This is a genomic window from Pigmentiphaga kullae (assembly GCF_004216695.1).
GTDB lineage: Bacteria > Pseudomonadota > Gammaproteobacteria > Burkholderiales > Burkholderiaceae_B > Pigmentiphaga > Pigmentiphaga kullae.
This window is the reverse complement of the sequence record NZ_SGXC01000001.1, coordinates 691,346-710,216: the sequence shown is the minus strand read 5'-3', so window position 1 is coordinate 710,216 and position 18,871 is coordinate 691,346. Positions and strand designations below refer to the sequence as shown.

Below are 18,871 nucleotides of genomic sequence, written 5' to 3'. Positions count from 1 at the left end.
ACATGAAGATTTCACACTGCCTGCGCGGCATTGCCGCGGCGGCCGCCCATGCCGTCCTAGCCCTGGGCGCCCCGGCCATGGCGCAGGGCTTTCCCGCCAGGCCGGTCAAGCTCGTGGTTCCCTACACGCCCGGCGGCGCCGCCGACATCCTGGGCCGCGTCGTGGCCGATGGCCTGGGGCGCCGGCTCGGCCAGCCGGTCATCGTCGAGAACAAACCCGGCGCGGGCGGCGCCATCGCCGCCAAATACGTGGCCGATGCCCCCGCCGACGGCTACACCATGATGCTGGGCGGCACCACGCCCCTGGTACTTTATCCGCTGCTGTACGAACGCCAGGCCTACGACGCCCGCAAGGACTTCACCGGCATCGGCATGCTGGCCTACTCGCCGCTGGTGCTGGTGGTGAACGCGCAATCCCCGGTCCGGTCCGTGGGCGACTTCGTCAAGGCATCGCGGGCGGGCTCGCTGGCCTATGGTTCGGCCGGCAACGGTACCGCCATGAACATCGCCGGCGAACTGTTCAAGAGCCAGGCCGGCGCCGACCTCATGCACGTGCCCTTCAAAGGCAGCCCGCCGGCGCTGAACGCGCTGCTGGCCGGCGACATCGCCTCGGTGTTCGACCTCGTCGCCTCGGCCAAACCCTTCATCGACGGCGGCCGGCTGCGGCCGCTGGCGGTCCTGAGCGGCCGGCGCAGCGGCGCCCTGCCCGACGTGCCCACCTTGCGCGAGCTGGGCTACAAGGACTTCGACTTTTCCGTGCGCTATGCATTGATCGCCCCCAGCGCCACCCCGCCCGCCGTCATCGGCCGCCTGAACACCGAACTCAACGCCGTCCTGCGCGACCCCGCGGTCGCCAAGCAACTGGCCGGCCAGGCGCTGGACGTCATGCCCGGCCCTCCGGAGGCCGTCATGGACTTCGCCCGAGCCGAGATCGAACGCCTGGCGCCGGTCATCAAGAACGGAGGAATCCGCCTGGACTGAACGCGGCGCCGCCGCGTCTCCCGCCGGCTTGCCCCGGTGCCTGGTATCCGTACCGGATGCGCGCCCCCGCGCGGGGTGCGAGAATACGGCATAACACCACGGCATAGCCCGGCAGGAGACGATTTTGCAGAGCCCCCTGTCCTCCCTCAAATTCAGCACCGCCTCCGGCCACATCTGGCTGGACGAAGAGCGCATGCTGCTCCTGCACGCGCGCGCCCTGGGCGCCCTGCGCAAGGAACTGTTCGACTCCCTGGGCGTGGAGCGCACCCGGGGCCTCCTGGTCCGCATGGGCTACGCCTCCGGCATGCGCGACGGCGCCTACGCCGTCAAGCGCCGCCGCGCCGGCATGCAGACCAACGAAGCCTTCCTGCTCGGCCCCAAGCTGCACGCCGTAGAAGGCGTCGTCCAGGTCGAACCCATAGAACTCAGCATCGACCTTGCCAGGAATCACTTCTACGGCGAATTCCTGTGGCGCAACTCCTGGGAATGCGAAGCCGACGTCCAGGAATACGGCCACGGCGAAGACCCGGCATGCTGGACCCAGATCGGCTATGCCTCCGGCTATTCCAGCGCCTTCATGGGCTCGCCCATCGTCTACAAGGAAATCGAGTGCCGCGCCCAGGGAGACACCCACTGCCGCATCGTCGGCCAGCCCGCCGACGCCTGGCAGGACGAGGCCTACCTCAACTACTTCGCGCCCCATCCCTTCGCGGGCCAGCTGATCGAATATTCCATCGGCCTCGAACACCTGCGTTCGTCCTCCACCCGCAAGCCCGCCAACCAACCCCTGGCCGGTGCTTCCGCCGCCTTCCAGGCGGCGTTCGAACTGCTGCGCAGCGCGGCCGGCAGCCCCATCACCGTCCTGCTGCAAGGCGAGACCGGCGTCGGCAAGGAAGTGTTCGCCCGCTGGCTGCACGACAACGGCGAACGGGCCAAGGGACCGTTCATTGCGGTCAACTGCGGCGCGATTCCGGCCGACCTGATCGAGGCCGAACTGTTCGGCGTGGAGAAGGGCGCCTATACCGGCGCCCACCTGGCCCGCTCCGGTCGCTTCGAGCGCGCCAACGGCGGCACCCTGTTCCTGGACGAAATCGGCGATCTGCCCCTGGCCATCCAGGTCAAGCTGCTGCGCGCGCTGCAAAGCGGCGAAATCGAACGCCTGGGCAGCGAAAAATCGCAACGCGTCGACGTCCGCATCGTTGCGGCCACCAATGTCGATTTGCAGAAGGCCATGCAGGACGGGCGCTTCCGGCCGGATCTGTACTACCGGTTGAATACCTTTCCCATCACCATTCCGCCATTGCGCGAGCGGCGGGCGGATATTCCCGTGCTGGCCAGCCGTTTCCTGCAGAAGTACGGCGGGCTATACGGTAAGAAGCCGGGCGGGCTGACGGATCGGGCGATGCAGGAGTTGCTGAATCACCATTGGCCGGGGAACGTGCGCGAGCTGGAGAACGTGATCGAGCGCGCGGTGTTGTTGAGTCCGGATGGGGAGTCGATCGAGGCGACGCATTTGTTCGGGCAGCGGCTGCCGGGCGGGGATTGTCCGGGGCGTGTGGCGGATGGTGGGGAGGTGGTGGAAGGGGAAGGTGGGGAGATCGATCTGGTTTGTGGAGATCTGATCGAGAGGAATGTGCCGCTGGGGACGCTGGAGCAGGGGATGATGCGCGTGGCGATGCAGCGGGCGGGGGGGAATTTGAGTAAGGCGGCTCGGTTGTTGGGGATTACCAGGGCGCAGTTGGCTTATCGGTTGAAGAGGGAGGGGATACCGGTTTAGGGGGGGGCCGACGGCCGGGCCCTTTCATAGCCTGTGGTCCGATTGCTTGCGGATTATCGTTCGAGTATTTAAAATGAGATCAATTCTCATTTTTACTTGCTCCCTTTCGCCCTGATGCCCGCTCCGGATTTACCGCTTGCCGATGACTTGACCGGCCTGTATGCCGAGCACAGCACTTGGCTTCAGGGCTGGCTGCGCAGGCGCATCGGCGACACATTTACGGCGGCTGATGTGGCGCAGGATACTTTCCTAAGCCTGCTGGACCGCAAAACTGCGACCGAGGAGATCCGTGAGCCGCGGCCGTTCCTGGCGACGATCGCCAATCGGCTGCTTGCGCACCGCCATCGTCGGCAACTGCTCGAAACCGCCTATTTCGAAGCCATCGCGAGCCTGCCCGAAGAAGTGGCCCCTTCACCAGAGACGCGACTTATCGCGGTCCAGAGTCTTCAGGAGATTGACCGCGTGCTTGATGGATTGCCTCTCAAGGTGCGGGAAGCTTTTCTGTTGGCACACTTGGCCGAACTGAGCTACGCCGAGATCGCCAAGCGGCTAGGGGTCTCGGCCAGCTCGGTCAAGCAGTATCTCGCCAGGGCCAACCGCGAATGCCTGTTCGCAATGACGTTCTGACGCCGTGGCCACCCATAGCGACACCTTGACCCTGCCCAATGGTCGGGTGATCAGCCGGGCCACTGCGGATGCTGCCGCGGACTGGCTCACGCTGTTGATGTCTGGTGAGGCGGGTGAGGAGCAGCAAAGACAGTGGCGCCAGTGGCGCCAGGCGCATGCCGACCATGAAGCTGCCTGGCAGCACGTCGAGTCCGTCACGGGTCGAATGAAATCGTTGGGACCCAGTCCGGCATACACGGCTCTGTCATCCTATGGTGCGAGCCGCCGGCCATCTTCCGTGGTTCGTCGACGGACCACGCAGGTACTCGTGTGGGGCGGTCTAGCCGCCGGCGCCGGGTTTCTCGTTTCACGTACCGGTCCCTGGCAGGCCAGTATGGCCGACTGCCGGAGTGCTACAGGAGAGCAGCGCCGCTTTGCACTAGCGGACGGCACGCAGCTCATGCTCAACACGGGCAGCGCAGTGAATCTTCGATTCGATGCCAGTGAGCGCCGCATCCTGCTGGTGGCGGGCGAAATCATGGTCGCGACTCGTCATGGGCCGAGTTTGTCCGCCGATCCCCGGCCGCTGCTGGTGGAGACCGCCGAAGGCATCATCCGCTCGCTGGGCACCCGTTTCACCGTACGCCAGCGCCCCGAACGCACCAGCGTAGCGGTTCTGGAGAGCGCCGTTGAGATCTCTTCCCGGGGAACGCCAGCCAGCACGCGTGTGCTGCACGCTGGCGAGCAGACGCAGTTCAGCCGCGAGACGATCGAGGCACCCGGTCTGGCCGGTGAGCACACGGACGCGTGGACTCGGGGCCAACTCCTGGCTGACGAGCAGCGCCTCGATGATTTCCTGGCCGAGTTGGATCGCTACCGGCCGGGCATGCTGCGTGTCGATCCCCAGGTCGCGGGTCTGCGCCTGTCAGGCGTCTTTCCCTTGGCGGACACCGATCGCATTCTGGCCACGCTGCCCAGCGTGCTGCCGGTACGCGTGCAGTGGCGTACCCGTTACTGGGCGACGGTTGTCCCTGCGGATCGGCGCCTCTGAAATATTTTTTCCGCATTGACTGCCCGATTGGCATTCTCGCGGCACCTACCTCATGAGGGACCGGAATTTCCGGAGGTCCGATCACGAGGAACGACATGTCGAATTTGCAGCGGGGCCGCCATTCGGGGGGGCCACATCCATCTCCCGTCGCGCTCGCCGTCCTGGCACTGGCCCTGAGCGTTACGGTCGGGGCACCGTCTCTCGCGAGGGCGCAGGGCGCTGCGCAAGCGTCCGGTACGTCCGTCACCGACTTCCGCATACCCGCCGGGCCGTTGGCCCCAGCGTTGCGCGAGCTGGCAAGCACCGCCAACATCATGTTGAGCTTCACGGCTGAGCAGAGCGACGGCAAGCGCACGACCGGCGTGAACGGTCGCTACCCAGTCGCTAGCGCCTTGGGCCTGCTGCTGGACGGGACCGGCCTTCGGGCTGTGCAATTGGACAACGGCGCATTCGTGCTGCGAGCCGACAGCACTCCCGCAGCCTCGCCACCGGCTTCGGCTGCCGAGGCGCCCGCGGCCGGCATGCTGCCATTAGTCACCGTGATCGGCACGGCTGTTGCCGACAGCACCACCGAAGGTACGCACTCGTATACCACGGGCAGCACGAGCACGGCCACCCGGCTCAACCTGTCGATGCGCGATACGCCGCAGGCCGTCACCGTCATCACCCGCGAGCGCATTGAGGACCAAGGCCTGGCGACGGTCAACGACGTGGTCCAGACCGCCCCCGGCCTGACCTTTCGGCGGTTCGGGCCGGAGCGCGCATCCTTCTATTCGCGCGGCATGTACGTAGACAACATCATGTACGACGGCCTGCCGGTGAGCCTGGACAGCTCCAACCTGTCGCAGGACCTGCTGGCCACCGACATGGCCATCTACGACCGCGTGGAGATCGTGCGTGGCGCCACCGGCCTGGCGCAGGGCGCGGGCAACCCCTCAGCCGCCATCAACCTGGTGCGCAAGCGACCGACCAAGGTGCCGCAAATGTCCGTCGGCGTGAGCGCTGGAAGTTGGGACCGCTACAGGGCAGAGTTGGACGCCTCCGGTCCGCTGTCGGAGGACGGCAGTCTGCGCGGTCGCACGGTGATCGCCACTCAAGACTACGGAAGCTACAAGCGCGGCGAAAGCAGCAAGGGCCAGACGCTCTATGGGATCCTGGAGAAGGATCTGGATGCCTCCACCACGGTCACGCTCAGTGCGTTGCACCAGGAAAACCGGCTGCACGGCAACGGCTTCACCGGCCTTCCCGTGGCTAGCGACGGCAGCGATCTGGGACTGCCCCGGTCCACGTCCTACGCCAGTAACTGGGAACATTGGAACAAGACTACCGACTCCGCCTTCATGGGGCTGGACCACCGATTCGACAACGGCTGGCGTATGCACCTCTCGGCCTACTATGCACAGGCCGATGTCGACATGCAGGGCCATTACCTCAGCCACAGCGTTACCACCGGCAACTACAGCCAGCTCGGCGCGCGCAACGCCCACCGGGAAAAGCAGAGCAGCGTGGACCTGTATGCCAACGGCCCCTTCGAACTGTTGGGCCGCAAGCACGAGCTCGTGCTGGGCGCCAGCTACCGCAACATCGATTTCGACGGCAACAGCCGCCAAGGCCTGGTGCTCAACAGCAGCCTCGACCCGTACAACTTCGATCCCGGCGCCGTGGCCGACCCGAACATCCCTTTGCGCGACTGGATGGACGCGAAGATCACCCAGCAAAGCGTGTACGCCACGACGCGCCTGAATCTGGCCGACCGGCTGAAGCTGATACTGGGCGGGCGGGTGGACTGGTTCGACTACAACGACACCGTCAACACGTATCCGAACTTCAGCTCCAACACGCCTTCCGTCAGCGCTAACAACCGCTACAGCGTCAACAACCATCTGACGAAATACGCCGGCCTGGTCTACGACCTGAACGATCAGCATGCGATCTATGCGAGCTATACCGACGTCTTCAAACCCCAGAACTACCGGGATGCCAGCAACAAGCTGCTCGATCCGGTGGTGGGCCGCAATTACGAAATCGGTATCAAGGGAGAATACTTCGATGGCGCACTGAATGCCTCGGCAGCGGTGTTCCGCATGGACCAGAAAAACCGCGCATTCCGCAGCACCGACCAGACTCAATGCGCAAACTACCCGACCGTCACGTGCTATTCGGCCGCTGGAGAGGTCCGCAGTCAGGGCGTGGAGTTTGAGGTGCAGGGCGCCATCACGCCCAACTGGCAGGTGGGTGCCGGCTACACGGTTGCCATCGCGCGCTATCGCAAGGATGCGACCGCCAGCAATGTAGGCGCGCTCTTCGACACCGATACGCCACGGCACCTGTTCAAGCTGTCGACCATGTACCGGCTGTCCGGTGACCTGCAGGGCTGGCGCATCGGTGGGTCGGTTTATCGCCAGGGCTTCATCTACAACAAGGGCACCACGAGTGGCGTCCCCTTCAACATTACTCAAAGCGCCTACGTCGTGGTCGACCTGGTGGTGGGCTGGCAGGCCACACAAAATCTGGACCTGCGGCTCAACATCAACAATGTATTCGACAAGAAGTACTACAACGCGTTGTCCGGCAGCGCGAGTTTCCCCAGCAACGTCTATGGCGAGCCGCGCAACGTGATGCTGTCCGCGCGCTACCGGTTTTGAAACGCGGCGGCATGCGCGGCGCGCTGGTAGTGCTGCACCGCTGGTGCGGCCTGTTCATCGCCGGTTTCCTGTTCATCGCCGGCTTGACGGGCGCGGTGATTGCCTGGGACCACGAACTCGACGAGTGGGCCAATCCCCGACTGTTCCGGGCTGACTCCGGTGCGACGGATACCCCGCTTGCACCTCTGGAACTGGCGCGCCGGGCCGAGGCGGCCGATCCGCGCCTGCGGGTCAGCTTCCTGCCGCTGACGCTGGAACCCGGCCACACGGCGATGCTGGGCGTGGCCGCGCGCATCGATCCCGACACCGGCGCACCATACGCCCTCGGCTTCAACCAGTTGGCCCTGGACCCGGCCACCGGCCAGGCCCAGGGCCACAGGCAGTGGGGACGAATATCGTTGTCGCGCGAGAACCTGCTGCCCTTCCTCTATAAGCTGCACTACACCATGCACATTCCCAAAGGTTGGGGCATCGAATTCGGGGTGTGGCTGATGGGGGTTGTGTCGGCGGTGTGGACCGTCGACTGTTTTCTTGCGCTCTGGATTTCCTTTCCCAGCGCGCGCTCCTGGCGCAAGTCGCTGAGCTTCCGGCTGCGCCAGGGCGGCGCCAAGCTCAATTTCGATCTCCACCGCTCCGGCGGCGTGTGGGTATGGGGTCTGCTGCTGATGCTGGCCGTGACCTCGGTATCGCTGAACCTGGGGACTCAGGTGATGCGGCCGCTGGTATCGATGCTATCGCCTCTGACTCCCTCGCCATTTCAGTCGCGCCAGGGCAGTCGCGAGCGGGAACTGGCCGACCCGCTGCTGAGCCGAGAGCGGGCTATCGAAGTGGCCGAGGCCGAGGGCCGCCGCCGCGGCTGGACCGCTCCCGCCGGATCCATCTTCTATGCCCAGCGCTTCGGCATCTACGGCGTGGCGTTCTTCACGCCCGAAAACGACCGGGATGACGACGGCATGGGCAACGAGGTTCTCTACCTGGACGGGGACTCGGGGGCGGTCGTTGGCGAAAAGGTGCCGGGTCAAGGCACCGCGGGCGACGTCTTCATGCAGGCCCAGTTGCCGCTTCACTCCGGCCGGCTGCTGGGCATGCCGGGGCGCGTGCTGATGTCGTTCATGGGGGTGTTTGTCGCCGCGCTGAGCGTGACAGGCCTGGTGATATGGGTGCGCAAGCGCCGAGGCCGGATAGCGAACAAATTGCGCTCGCAATCGTAGGCGGCGTGGCGTTTCGTCCATCGCCGCCTTGTTCCACACATAGAAGAGTACGCCAAGGGGCTTTTCAGACGTCCACCAGGGCGTTGTTGAAACCGGAAAAAACCTCCTTCACACAATCCCCCATCCGCCTAGCCAACGCCCCAACCGGAAAATTCTCCGACGTAACCGCATAACTATAAAGCTCCACCTTCTCCGAAAACCCCACCTCGCAAACCCCCGGAACCCGCATCGCCCTCGCTACCACCGGATTCACAATCGATACCCCCAACCCCTTAGCCACCATGGTGCATATCGTCGTCGCATAAGGTGTCTCGATCGACAGCACCCGCTTATCCCGCACAAAGTGCCGATCAATCGCCGCCCGATTGAAACTCCCCGCCGGCAGCGAAATGAAATCCTCCCCGTCGAAGTCCGAAGGCTTGAGCACCTTCTTCCTGGCAAGCCTGTGCTTCTTCGGCACGACCCCCACACCGTAAGCCGTATTGATCCGCTCATACTGCAAACTCGGCAGATCGGTATGTATCGAACAAAACCCGATATCGCAATACCCTGTCGCCACCCATTTCGCCACGACATCCGATCCACCGGTATTGACCACCACCGGGATGTCCGAAACCTTTTCCCGGAAGATCCGCATGGCATCCGGCATCACACATTGCGTGATCATCCCCACCGCCCCCACGCGCAGCAATCCCTTGCCGCGCAGCCGGATCGAGTTGGCGCTGTCGTTCAGCGACTCCAACCCGATGAACGCGCGCTCCACGTCCGCGTAGAACGCTTCCGCTTCCGGTGTCGGAATCAAGCGTGTCCCCAATCGCTGGAACAGCGCGAAACCCAGCGTCTTCTCCAGCAACGCAATCCATCGGCTGACGTTCGGCTGCGACGTATGCAGCAGCCCCGCCGCGGTGGTCATCGACCGCGTCATCATCACCGCGCGAAAGGCTTCGACCTGCTTGAAGTTCATGGCTGATTCCATTCCGATGCATGCGCGTCGAGCATATCATTTTTGTATTTGAAACCGTCAATCTGTGATTTGACGTATGGGTTGGCCGAGATGGAGACTGCATTCCTGCATTCATCACCGGCCCACCACATGGAATCCAAAGTCAGTGCCCGCCTGAAGCAACCCCTCGCGCAGGAGGTGATCGAGTTCATCTTCCTGCCGCGCCTGAACCGGGAGTTCTTCGCCAATTTCGAATTGCTGCATCAGATCAATCTTGCCCATCTGCTGATGCTGGACGAGCAAGGGATCCTGGACAAAAGCACGTCCATCCAGCTCGCCAAGGCGCTGCTGAAAATGCAGGCCGACGGCCCGGACGTCGTGGAGCTCGACCCGGCGCGGGAAGAAGCCTATTTCAACTACGAGGCCCATCTGATCAAGCTGGCGGGCCAGGACGTGGGCGGCCGGCTGCATACGGCGCGCAGCCGCAACGACATGGGCGCGACCATCGATCGCATCCGGGCGCGGGATTTCGGGATGCGCATCGGTACGGCGTTGATCGGCCTGGCGCAGGCCGCGCTGGATCGGGCCGGGCAATATGCCGATTGCGTGATGCCCGGCTACACGCACATGCAGGCGGCCCAGCCGATCACCTACGGCTACTACTTGTCGGCGCTGGTGGACGCGTGGTCGCGCGACATCGATCGCGTGCTGCACACGCTGGATACGGCGAATGCGTCGCCCCTGGGTTCCTGCGCGCTGGCCGGCACGTCGTTCCCCATCGACCGTGCGCTGACCAGTTCCATGCTGGGCTTCAGCCAGCCGCTGGCCAATGCGCTGGACGGCGTGGCCTCGCGGGATTTCGCGCTGGAGCTGAGCGCGGCGCTGGCTATCATGATGATCACGTGCAGCCGCCTGGTGCAGGATTTCTACATCTGGTCCACGCCGGAGTTCGGTTTCCTGTCCTTCCCGGACAGCATCGCCAGTACGTCCAGCATCATGCCGCAGAAGAAGAACCCGGCGGTGCTGGAGAACCTGCGGGGCAAGGCGGGCCACTTGATCGGCCTGACGACGGCGGCTTTCTCCACCGTGAAGTCCACGCACTTCACGCACTCGGGCGACAGCAGCCGGGAAAGCACCCGGACCTGCTGGGAGGCCTGCGAGGAAGCGCTGAAAGCCCTGACCTTGATGAAGCTGCTGGTGGAACGGGTGGAGCCCAACCGCGAGCGCATGGCTGCGCGCGCGGCGGAGGACTTCTCCACCGTAACCGATCTGGCCGATCTGCTGGTCCGCAAGGCCGATACCTCGTTCCGCGACGCGCATCACATCATCGGCGCCGTCGTGCGGCAGGCGCTGGACCAGGGCTTGTCGGCCAGGCAGATCACGCCCGCGATGATCGCGACGGCGGCCAGAGAGCAACTGGGGCGGCGGATCGAGCTGCGCGAGGACGACCTGGCCAGTTGCCTGGACCCGCATGGCAACGTGGCCGCCCGCCAGTCGCAGGGCGGTCCCGCACCTAAGCGCGTGCTCGAGCACCTGGGCGAGCAGCGCGCCCGCCTGGACAAGCAAAGAACCGTCATCGACCGGACGGCCCGGCGCATCCACGACGCCCGGGAGTCGTTGCAGGAACGCATCCGCGCGCTGGTCGCCGTCGAAGCGAAGTGAGCACGGATCCCTTCAATCACTTGATAATCATGTGCAGGAGAGCAATCATGTTCAAGCCCATCGCCTTGCTCGCGATTGCCCTGGGCGTCTGCCCCGGGGCCCAGGCCCAGACTTATCCCAACAAGCCCGTCACGCTGGTCGTGCCGTTCGCGCCCGGCGGCACGGTCAACCTGATGGGCCGCATCCTGGCCACCCGCATGTCGGAAGTGCTGGGCCAGCCCGTTGTCGTCGAGAACAAGGGTGGCGCGGGCGGCAGCATCGGCGCGGCCATCGTCGCCAAGGCGGCGCCCGATGGCTATACGCTGCTGTTGGCCACCATGGGCCAGCAGTCCATCCAGCCGCTGCTGTCCAAGGACCTGCCCTATGACGCGGAGAAGGATTTCGCGCCCATCGCCTTGTTCTCCACCGTGCCCAACGCGCTGGCGGTATCGACCAACGTGCCGGTGAAGACGGTCCAGGAACTGATCGCGTACGCCAACAAGCATCCCGGTAAGCTGAACATGGCTTCCGCCGGCATTGCGTCGGCCAACCATCTGACCGGCGAACTCTTCATGCTGCGCTCGGGGGTGAAGTTCACGCATGTGCCCTATCGGGGCGCGGGGCCCGCGACCGCCGACCTGCTGGCCGGCCAGGTACACGTAATGTTCGCCAACCTGCCCAACGTGCTGCCCTATATCAAGCCGGGCAAACTGCGCGTGCTGGCCATGGCCAGCGAGAAACGCAGTCCCGCCGCGCCCGACGTGCCCACGCTGGAGGAAGCCGGCGTGAAGGATGCGACGGTCGAGTCCTGGTACGGGCTGATGGCGCCGGCCGGCACCAGTCCGCAGATCATCAAGAAACTGGAAACAACGATCATCGGCATCGCCAAGGAAAAAGCCATGGCTGCGCAACTGGCCGAGCAGGGCGCCTTGCCGTTCCCCGGGACCAGCGAGGATCTGGCCAAGCTTTCCAGCGAAGAGACGAAGCGGTGGAAAGACATCATCTCGCGCGCCAACATCCAGTTGAACTGAACGCACGGCATGCAGCACAGGGGCAGAAGAACGTGGTTCCAGTCGGCATCATCGGGGGCATGGGCCCGTTCGCGGGGGCGCACTATGTCGGCCTGTTCCTGGATGAATGCGCGCGGCTGATCGAGGCGGGCGGGGCAGGCGTGACCGACCAGCGCTTCCCGCCCCACTATCTGTTCCAGTTGCCGGTGCCCGACAGGACGTCGGCGCTGTTGGGGGCGCGGGACGAGTACGGGCGCGTGCTGCATGCGTTGTCCGGGCAGATGGACGGGCTGCGGGCGCTGGGGGCCAGGGTGGTTGCGATGTCGTGCAATACGGCGCATGCGTGGCATGCCGAGTTGCGGCGCATGCATCCGGACATGGCGCTGCTGCACATCGGCGATGCCACGGCAGACTATCTGGTTGGACAAGGCGAGACGGAAGTCGGGCTGTTGTCCACGGCCGGGACGGTGAAGTCGGGCGTCTATGCCGAAGCGTTGGCTCGGGTGGGGATCGCGTGCAGGGCGGCGGATGGCGACGAGCTGGATCTGGTCATGCGGGGCATCTACGACGGGGTGAAGGCGGGCGACAGCGAACTGGGGCGAGCCTGCTTTACCAGTGCATTGCTACGGATGCGCGGGCGTACCGGCGTGACGGGTTTCCTGATGGCGTGCACGGAGATTCCGCTGGCGCTGGGCGCGAGTGATGTGCCGACGGAATGCCGGTTGTATGACCCGGGGCGGTTGTCGGCCCGGGAACTGGCGAGGCGGGCATTGGCATGACGGCCGCCGGCTCCGTCCCATAGTTGAGGCACAATCCCGGCTAGGATTCATACGATTCGGCCGAGACGTGAGCCTTCCATCCCGTCCCTCGTCGCTGCGCCTGAGCGCGCTCGATGCCCATCTGCTGCTCGGCCGCGACCGGCCAGGCCTGACCGGCATTCCCCGCTACGACGCGCTGCTGGTCATCATGACCTTCACGATCGTGGCCAATCTGAAGCACATCAAGGAAAGGGTTCACGTGCCGGAGTAGGCGCGGGTCCGCATCCACGGGCAACTTGCCAAGCAAGGCTTGTTCAAACAATAATAATAATCAATTACCTTTCACCAAAGCTTCTGCGCCCCGCTCCCCACGGCGCACCCGAACCCCTATGCACGAGCGCTACTACCGCGAGCTGTTGCGCTATTTCACCCGCCGGGCGGGAAATGGCGACACGGCAGCGGATGTCGTGCAGGAGGCCTATGCCCGGGTATTGGCATTGCAGCGCACCGGCGCCCCCATATTCGAGCCCCGCGCGGTGCTGTACCAGGCCGGCCGCAACATCCTGGCGACATTGCGTCTGCGCAGCGCGGTCGAGGCAAGGGTGCTGGAAACACTGGCGCTGGTGGGCGACGACAGCCGGCCGTCGGTGGAGCGCGAGGTCGGCGCCCGGCAGCAGCTCGAACGTTTGCTGGTCCTGTTGAAGAGCATGCCGTCCAGGCGGCGCGACGTGTTCATCCTGGTGCGCATCCATGGCATGAGCTATGCGCAGACCGCCGCGCACATGGACATGACCGTGCGAACGGTGGAGCGGCAGATGGCGCGCGCGCTGCTCGACTGCGCGGGCTATGCTCCCGGGGAAGATTGAAGCCCGTTCACGCCATGGCACCGAAGCCTGTCCCCCTGTTCGACCGCGAAGAGCGGCGCGCGCCACGCCAGTTGGTCGAGCACGCGCTGATCCTGATCGGCCGCATTCACCATGGGGATGCGGCCGCCGCCCAGCGTGCCGAGCTGGCGCTGCAAACGTGGCGCGAGTCCTCGTCCGAACACGCCGAAGCCGCCTTGACCGCGCAGCGTATCTGGAATGCCACCGAGCCGGGTGCCCTGCGCTCGCAAATCGCCAAGCCCGCCAGCGCGGCGCAGAGGCAGCGCCTGCGGCGCCGCGCGCTTGGCTTGGCCGGTGTGGGGGTGGGCCTGGGGCTGTTGGGCGTGGGCGGGCGCTGGGCATGGCGGCTGCCGGTGTACGAGATTGCGCTGCGAACCGGACGCGCGCAACGGATGACGCAGGCGTTGCCGGACGGCAGCAGCGTGGACTTGTCCGCGCGTACCGCGGCCCAGGTGACGTTCTTGCGTGCCAGGAGAACCGTCAGGTTGACCGAGGGCGAGGCGCGGTTCTCCGTGGCGTCCGACGCCGAGCGCCCATTCTGGGTGGAAACGGATTGGGGCCGCGTGCGCGTGGTCGGCACCGTGTTCACGGTTTCCACCCGCGAGGCCCGCATGCGGGTGGAGGTCGCCGAAGGCCGGGTCGCCGTGTGGGGCGCGGAGAACGGCCAGGCGGCGGATCCGGCGCCTTCCGTTTTTTTGGAGGCGGGCCAGGCTGCCGACATCGACGGCCGGGGGGTCGGTTCGCCTCGTCCGGTGGATCCGGGCGAAGTTGGCGGCTGGCGGCAGGGATGGCTGTTCTTCCGCGACACGCCGCTGCCGGAAGTCGTATCCCGGTGGAACGACTACCTGTCTCGCCCCCTGAGGTTGTCCCCGCGGGATGCGGCCCTGCGCGAGATGCGGGTGACCGGCAGCTATTTGCTGAAGGACCCTCAGTCCTTTCTCGACAGCCTGGCGCACATGCTGCCGGTGCGGGTGATGCCCGCGGACGAGCAGGGTATCGAGATCCGGGCGCGCGGTTGATTCCCGCCGGCGAAGTTGCTTTTTGTTGCAAGTGGGGAGGGGGGGCAAATGCGCCGTGGCGTGTCTTCTGCATGACACGTTCAGTTCTTTCACCATGACCGCACACGACGCTTCCCGATTCTTCCGACCGTTCGCCGCCCGGCGCAGCCGCCATGGCGCGGCCATGGCTCCGTTTCTTCTGGCCTGCGCCGTCGGCGCCGCGGGCCTGCTGCCGGCCGGGTCCGTCCGGGCCCAGCCCCAGCCCGCGCTCGCCTCGACGCCTGTCGATCTGTCGCTGCCCGCCCAGCCCCTGGCCAGGACGCTGGCCGCGTTGTCCAGGCAGTTCGGTGTTTCCATCGGCGGCGAGGCCGGGTTACTGGACGGCCGCCAGGCGCCCGCGCTGAATGGGGCCCTGACCCTGGAGCAGGCGTTGCGGCATGCCTTGGAAGGCTCGGGCCTGGTTGCCGTGCGCAGCGGCGCCTCGGCGATGACGGTGGTGCGCGGATCGGATGCCGTCACGACCCTGCCGGCCGTGACGGTGACGGCGCGCGCCGATGCCCTGGGCGGCGAGCGTCCGCCCGCCTATGCCGGCGGGCTGGTGGCGCGCGGCGGGGGCCTCGGCCTCTTGGGCGACACCGATTTCATGGATACGCCCTTCAACGTCGTCAGCTACACCGCGCAGGCCGTCGAAGATCAACTGCCCCGCAGCGTGGCCTCCTTCCTGGCCCGCAACGATGCGTCGGTGCGGGTGGTGGGCGGCGAGGGCGATTCGACCGACACGCTGCGCATCCGCGGCTTCGATCTGGCCACCGACGAAATCGCCTTCAATGGCCTGCCCGGACTGCTTGCGCAGTATCGCAGTGCGGCCGAATTCATGGACCGCATCGAAGTGCTCAAGGGGCCGGGCGCGATGCTGAGCGGCATGTCGCCCAGCGGCGCGGCGGGCGGCGCCGTGAACATCCTGACCAAGCGCGCGGACGACGCGCCGTTGACGCGGCTTACGACCAGCTACTTCTCGGATTCGCGCATCGGCCTGCATGCCGACGTGGGCCGCCGGTTCGGCGCCGACGGCGAGTTCGGCGTGCGGGTCAACGGCGTCCTGCGGCGGGGCGATACCGCACGCGACCACCAGGACGAACAGATGGGCATGGGCGCCGTTGCCCTGGACTATCGCGGGCAGCGGCTGCGCGCGTCGCTGGACTACGTCAAGCAGTCGCACCGGGGTCACGCGGTACGCACCGTCCTGAGCAGCTTCGCCGTGGCGCCCGGCGTGTCCCTGCCGGCACCCGCCGGCAGCACGAACTTCGGCCAGCCCTGGAGCTATCTGCGCAGCGGCGACGAAACCCTGGCGGCCCGCGTTGAATACGACCTGGCCGACGACGCGACGGCCTATGCCGCGATAGGCCGCTCCCGCGGCTGGCACGGCGGTATAGGGGGCAACATCTACCTGATGTCGGCCGACGGCGACACCACGCAGAACGCCGCGGCCTCCGCCTTCGACCTGCATACGACCTCGGCCGAGGCCGGCGTGCGCGGACGCCTGCGGACCGGACCGGTCTCGCATCGCTGGGCGCTCAGCGCGAACACCCTGAAGCGCGACGTTGCCTATGGTTTCTCGACATCGGTGGCGACGTTCGAGTCGAACATCTACGACCCCGTCATCTACCCCCAACCGGACGGCATTCCCGGCGTGGCCGCACAGCCGGCATCGCAAACCCGATTGCGCAGCATTGGCTTCGCCGACACGCTGGGTTTCGCGGATGACCGCATCCTGCTGACGCTGGGGCTGCGCCACCAACAGGTCAAGGTGCAGAACTTCCCGGCCACCGCCGGCCAGTACGACGAGTCCGCCGTCACACCGCTGGCAGGCATCGTCGTCAAACCCTGGGACAACGTCTCGCTGTACGCCAACTACGTCGAAGGGCTGGCCCAGGGCGGTACCGCGCCGGATGGCGTGGCCAATGCCGGACAAGTCCTCAAGCCCCTGAAAACCCGCCAGGCCGAAGTCGGCATCAAGCGCGACTGGGGGCGCCTGGCGACATCCGTCAGCCTGTTCCAGATCCGCAAACCCAGCGGCTTGCTCGACCCGGCCACCAACCGCTACGAGGCGAACGGCGAACAGCGGCATCGCGGCGTGGAGCTGAACGTCTGGGGCGAAGTGACGCCCGGCTTGCGCATGCTGGGCAGCCTGGCGTGGATGGATGCGGAGATGACCCGGACCAACTCCGCGGCCACGACGGGCAAGGACCCGGTGGGCGTGCCGCGCATGACCGCCAACGTCGGGCTGGAGTGGGACGTGCCCGCGCTGGCCGGCGTCACCCTGACCGCCGCCGCCATCCATACCGGCTCGGTATACGCCGACGGCGCTAACGCCACGCGCGTATCGGGCTGGACCCGCTTCGACTTCGGCGCGCGCTGGGCCACCCGGGTCATGGACCGCAACGTGACCTTCCGGGCGATGCTCGAGAACGCCTTCGACAAACGCTATTGGACGATAGGCACCTGGCAATCCGCCTATCTCGGCCTGCCGCGCGCGGTCGTGCTGTCGGCCACCATCGACTTCTAGGGATTGCGCCTGGCCAGCACCTGGTCACGCGGGCCGGCATCGACCACCTTGCCGGCTTCCATCACGACAACGGTGTCGAACCGTTCGAGCAGGCTGGGCCGGTGTACCGAGGCCACGATGCAGGCCGACGGGAACGCCGCCACCATGCGGTCGAACACCCGGCCCTCGGCCTGCGGGTCGAGCGCGCTGGTGGGCTCGTCCAATAACAGCAGCGAACTCCCTTGCGCCGCCAGCGCGCCGCGGGACAGGGCCAGCCGCTGCCGCTGGCCACCCGAAAGATTGCCGCCGCGTTCGTTCAGCGGACTGGCCAAACCCTCGGGCAGGCGTTGCAGCACCTCGTCGAACACCCCCGCATGCACGGCCGATTGCAGCGCCGCCGCGTCGGCCGGCTCGCCGAAGGTAAGGTTCTCCTCCACGGTGGCTTCGAACACCTCGGCCTCCTGCGGGATCAGCGTGGCCAAGGTGCGCAGTCCGGCCCAATCCACCGTCAGGCCGTCGCGCAACAGTTCGCCCTGCTGCGGCGGATAAAGGCCGGCCAGCATGCGCAGCAACGTACTCTTGCCGCCCCCGCTCGGACCGATCAGCGCCACCCGCGATCCTCGTCGCAGCAGCAGATCAATCCCATGCAGCCCGCCGCGCGCGTCGTCGGCATAGCGCCAGGTGGCGCCGCGCAGCTCCAGCGTTTGCCATGGCGCGTCGCGCACCACGGCCGGCACCACCGCATCGGGGTCGCCGGGCGCTTCCCAGATCGGCTCCGCGCTGCCGTAGTCCGTATGCATGCGCGCGAAACTCTGGAAGTTCGACGCCATCGCGCCCACCACCGTCGCGGCCTGCTGGGCGTACTGGTAGATCATGAAGACCGTGCCCAGCATCACCGCCTGCCCGGGCTGCCGCGATTGCAGCACGTAGACCACCACCAGTATCCAGGTGAGCCCCATGCCGAGTATGTCCACGGTGAACCACTTGCCTTCCGTGACCATGACCGCGCGGCGCAGCGGCGCCATCACCGCCTGCATGCGGCGGCCGAGCACCTTGCGCGAGGCCGATTGCAACCGCAGGCCGATCACCGTGCCGGCGTTGCCGACGAAGTCCAGCAGCGCGGCGGCATAGCGTCGCTCCGCGTCGTTCTCGGCGCGGGCAAGCTGCATCAGCGCGCGGTCGAAGCGCATGATGATCAGCGCGATGATGACGTAGCCGGTGATGGCGATGGTGCCGCTGGTGCGCGACAGCAAGGCCAGGGCGACCAGAGGACCGACGAAGTTGAAGGCGCTTTGCAGGTAGCCGAACTGGTTCTGGGCGAAGTCGGACAGGGCGCGGCTGGATTGGACGACGCGGTGTTGGAGTTCGCCGGAGTGCCGGCCGTCGCGCCAGGCGAGCGGGGCGGCGGCGATGCGGGCGTAGAGTTGGTCGGCCAGGCGTTCGCGGACCCGGACGCCTACGTTGCGTTCCAGGATGCGGCCGGGGCCGTGGAGGAGCCAGGACAGGAGGTAGACGCCGACCAGGTAGGCGATCCAGCGGCCGGCTGTTGGCATGTCGCCTTGCTGCAGGGCGTTGATGGCCTGTGCGGCCAGCCAGGGCATGGTCAGGCGGAGTAGCTGGGCTGCCGAGAGCAAACCGGCGGCGCCGAGCATGTGGGGGCGAACGCCGGCTGCGTGGCGCCATAGGGCGCGGTAGAGGTCGCGGGCTGCGGTGCCCAGGCCGATGGGAGGTGGGCGGTGCGGGGAAACGGGTTTCGTCACGTGAAGACAAGCATGCTTTCAGATCAATAGCGAATTTGCAGGAGGCCCGGTGATCTTTGGCG

General features: G+C 66.2%; 15 protein-coding genes. 13 read left to right on the top strand and 2 right to left on the bottom strand.

From position 1 onward, the window contains the following. The first annotated feature begins 2 nt into the window (after positions 1-2). The 6 genes from EV675_RS03470 (at position 3) to EV675_RS03445 (ending at position 8,270) form a co-directional block, all read left to right on the top strand. Positions 3-980 (top strand): Bug family tripartite tricarboxylate transporter substrate binding protein, encoded by a 978-nt coding sequence (locus tag EV675_RS03470; protein WP_130356014.1) that lies wholly within the window; start codon positions 3-5, stop codon positions 978-980. A gap of 124 nt (positions 981-1,104) precedes the next feature. After that, complete coding sequence (locus tag EV675_RS03465; protein WP_130356013.1) at positions 1,105-2,757, top strand: sigma-54-dependent Fis family transcriptional regulator; 1,653 nt, start codon at positions 1,105-1,107, stop codon at positions 2,755-2,757. A gap of 114 nt (positions 2,758-2,871) precedes the next feature. Next, a complete protein-coding gene (locus EV675_RS03460; RefSeq protein WP_165404601.1) occupies positions 2,872-3,384 on the top strand; it encodes a sigma-70 family RNA polymerase sigma factor in 513 nt (170 codons plus the stop codon). 4 nt (positions 3,385-3,388) lie between these two features. Next, positions 3,389-4,414 carry a FecR domain-containing protein gene (locus tag EV675_RS30170; protein WP_130356012.1) on the top strand — a complete coding sequence of 342 codons (1,026 nt, stop codon included), beginning with the start codon at positions 3,389-3,391 and terminating at the stop codon, positions 4,412-4,414. 95 nt (positions 4,415-4,509) lie between these two features. Beyond that, entirely contained in the window at positions 4,510-7,059 is a 2,550-nt protein-coding gene (locus EV675_RS03450; RefSeq protein WP_130356011.1) for a TonB-dependent siderophore receptor, read from the top strand. A gap of 11 nt (positions 7,060-7,070) precedes the next feature. Continuing rightward, complete coding sequence (locus EV675_RS03445) at positions 7,071-8,270, top strand: PepSY-associated TM helix domain-containing protein (protein ID WP_130356010.1); 1,200 nt, start codon at positions 7,071-7,073, stop codon at positions 8,268-8,270. A gap of 64 nt (positions 8,271-8,334) precedes the next feature. On the opposite strand, the gene EV675_RS03440 is transcribed toward EV675_RS03445, so the two are convergent. Then, complete coding sequence (locus tag EV675_RS03440; RefSeq protein ID WP_130356009.1) at positions 8,335-9,234, bottom strand: LysR substrate-binding domain-containing protein; 900 nt, start codon at positions 9,232-9,234, stop codon at positions 8,335-8,337. A gap of 129 nt (positions 9,235-9,363) precedes the next feature. On the opposite strand from EV675_RS03440, the gene argH reads away from it, so the two are divergent. From argH to EV675_RS03405, 7 genes are all read left to right on the top strand, one after another. Further along, positions 9,364-10,875: an argininosuccinate lyase gene (argH, locus tag EV675_RS03435; protein ID WP_130356008.1), complete on the top strand. Its 1,512-nt coding sequence runs from the start codon at positions 9,364-9,366 to the stop codon at positions 10,873-10,875. A gap of 47 nt (positions 10,876-10,922) precedes the next feature. Further along, positions 10,923-11,885, top strand: a complete 963-nt coding sequence (locus EV675_RS03430) for a Bug family tripartite tricarboxylate transporter substrate binding protein (protein WP_130356007.1) — start codon at positions 10,923-10,925, stop codon at positions 11,883-11,885. Between the two features lie 32 nt (positions 11,886-11,917). Further along, positions 11,918-12,643, top strand: coding sequence for an aspartate/glutamate racemase family protein (locus EV675_RS03425; RefSeq protein ID WP_130356006.1), 726 nt, complete (start codon positions 11,918-11,920; stop codon positions 12,641-12,643). Positions 12,644-12,710: 67 nt separating this feature from the next. Beyond that, positions 12,711-12,893, top strand: coding sequence for a hypothetical protein (locus EV675_RS03420; RefSeq protein WP_130356005.1), 183 nt, complete (start codon positions 12,711-12,713; stop codon positions 12,891-12,893). Positions 12,894-13,011: 118 nt separating this feature from the next. After that, the gene (locus tag EV675_RS03415) at positions 13,012-13,488 is read left to right on the top strand and encodes an RNA polymerase sigma factor (protein ID WP_130356004.1); all 477 of its coding nucleotides are present in this window, start codon (positions 13,012-13,014) and stop codon (positions 13,486-13,488) included. A gap of 14 nt (positions 13,489-13,502) precedes the next feature. Beyond that, positions 13,503-14,525: a FecR family protein gene (locus EV675_RS03410; RefSeq protein ID WP_130356003.1), complete on the top strand. Its 1,023-nt coding sequence runs from the start codon at positions 13,503-13,505 to the stop codon at positions 14,523-14,525. Between the two features lie 163 nt (positions 14,526-14,688). After that, positions 14,689-17,070, top strand: coding sequence for a TonB-dependent receptor (locus EV675_RS03405; protein ID WP_165404409.1), 2,382 nt, complete (start codon positions 14,689-14,691; stop codon positions 17,068-17,070). On the opposite strand, the gene EV675_RS03400 is transcribed toward EV675_RS03405, so the two are convergent. Next, positions 17,067-18,701 (bottom strand): ABC transporter ATP-binding protein, encoded by a 1,635-nt coding sequence (locus tag EV675_RS03400; RefSeq protein WP_130356001.1) that lies wholly within the window; start codon positions 18,699-18,701, stop codon positions 17,067-17,069. The genes EV675_RS03405 and EV675_RS03400 overlap by 4 nt on opposite strands. Between the last annotated feature and the right edge of the window lie 170 nt (positions 18,702-18,871).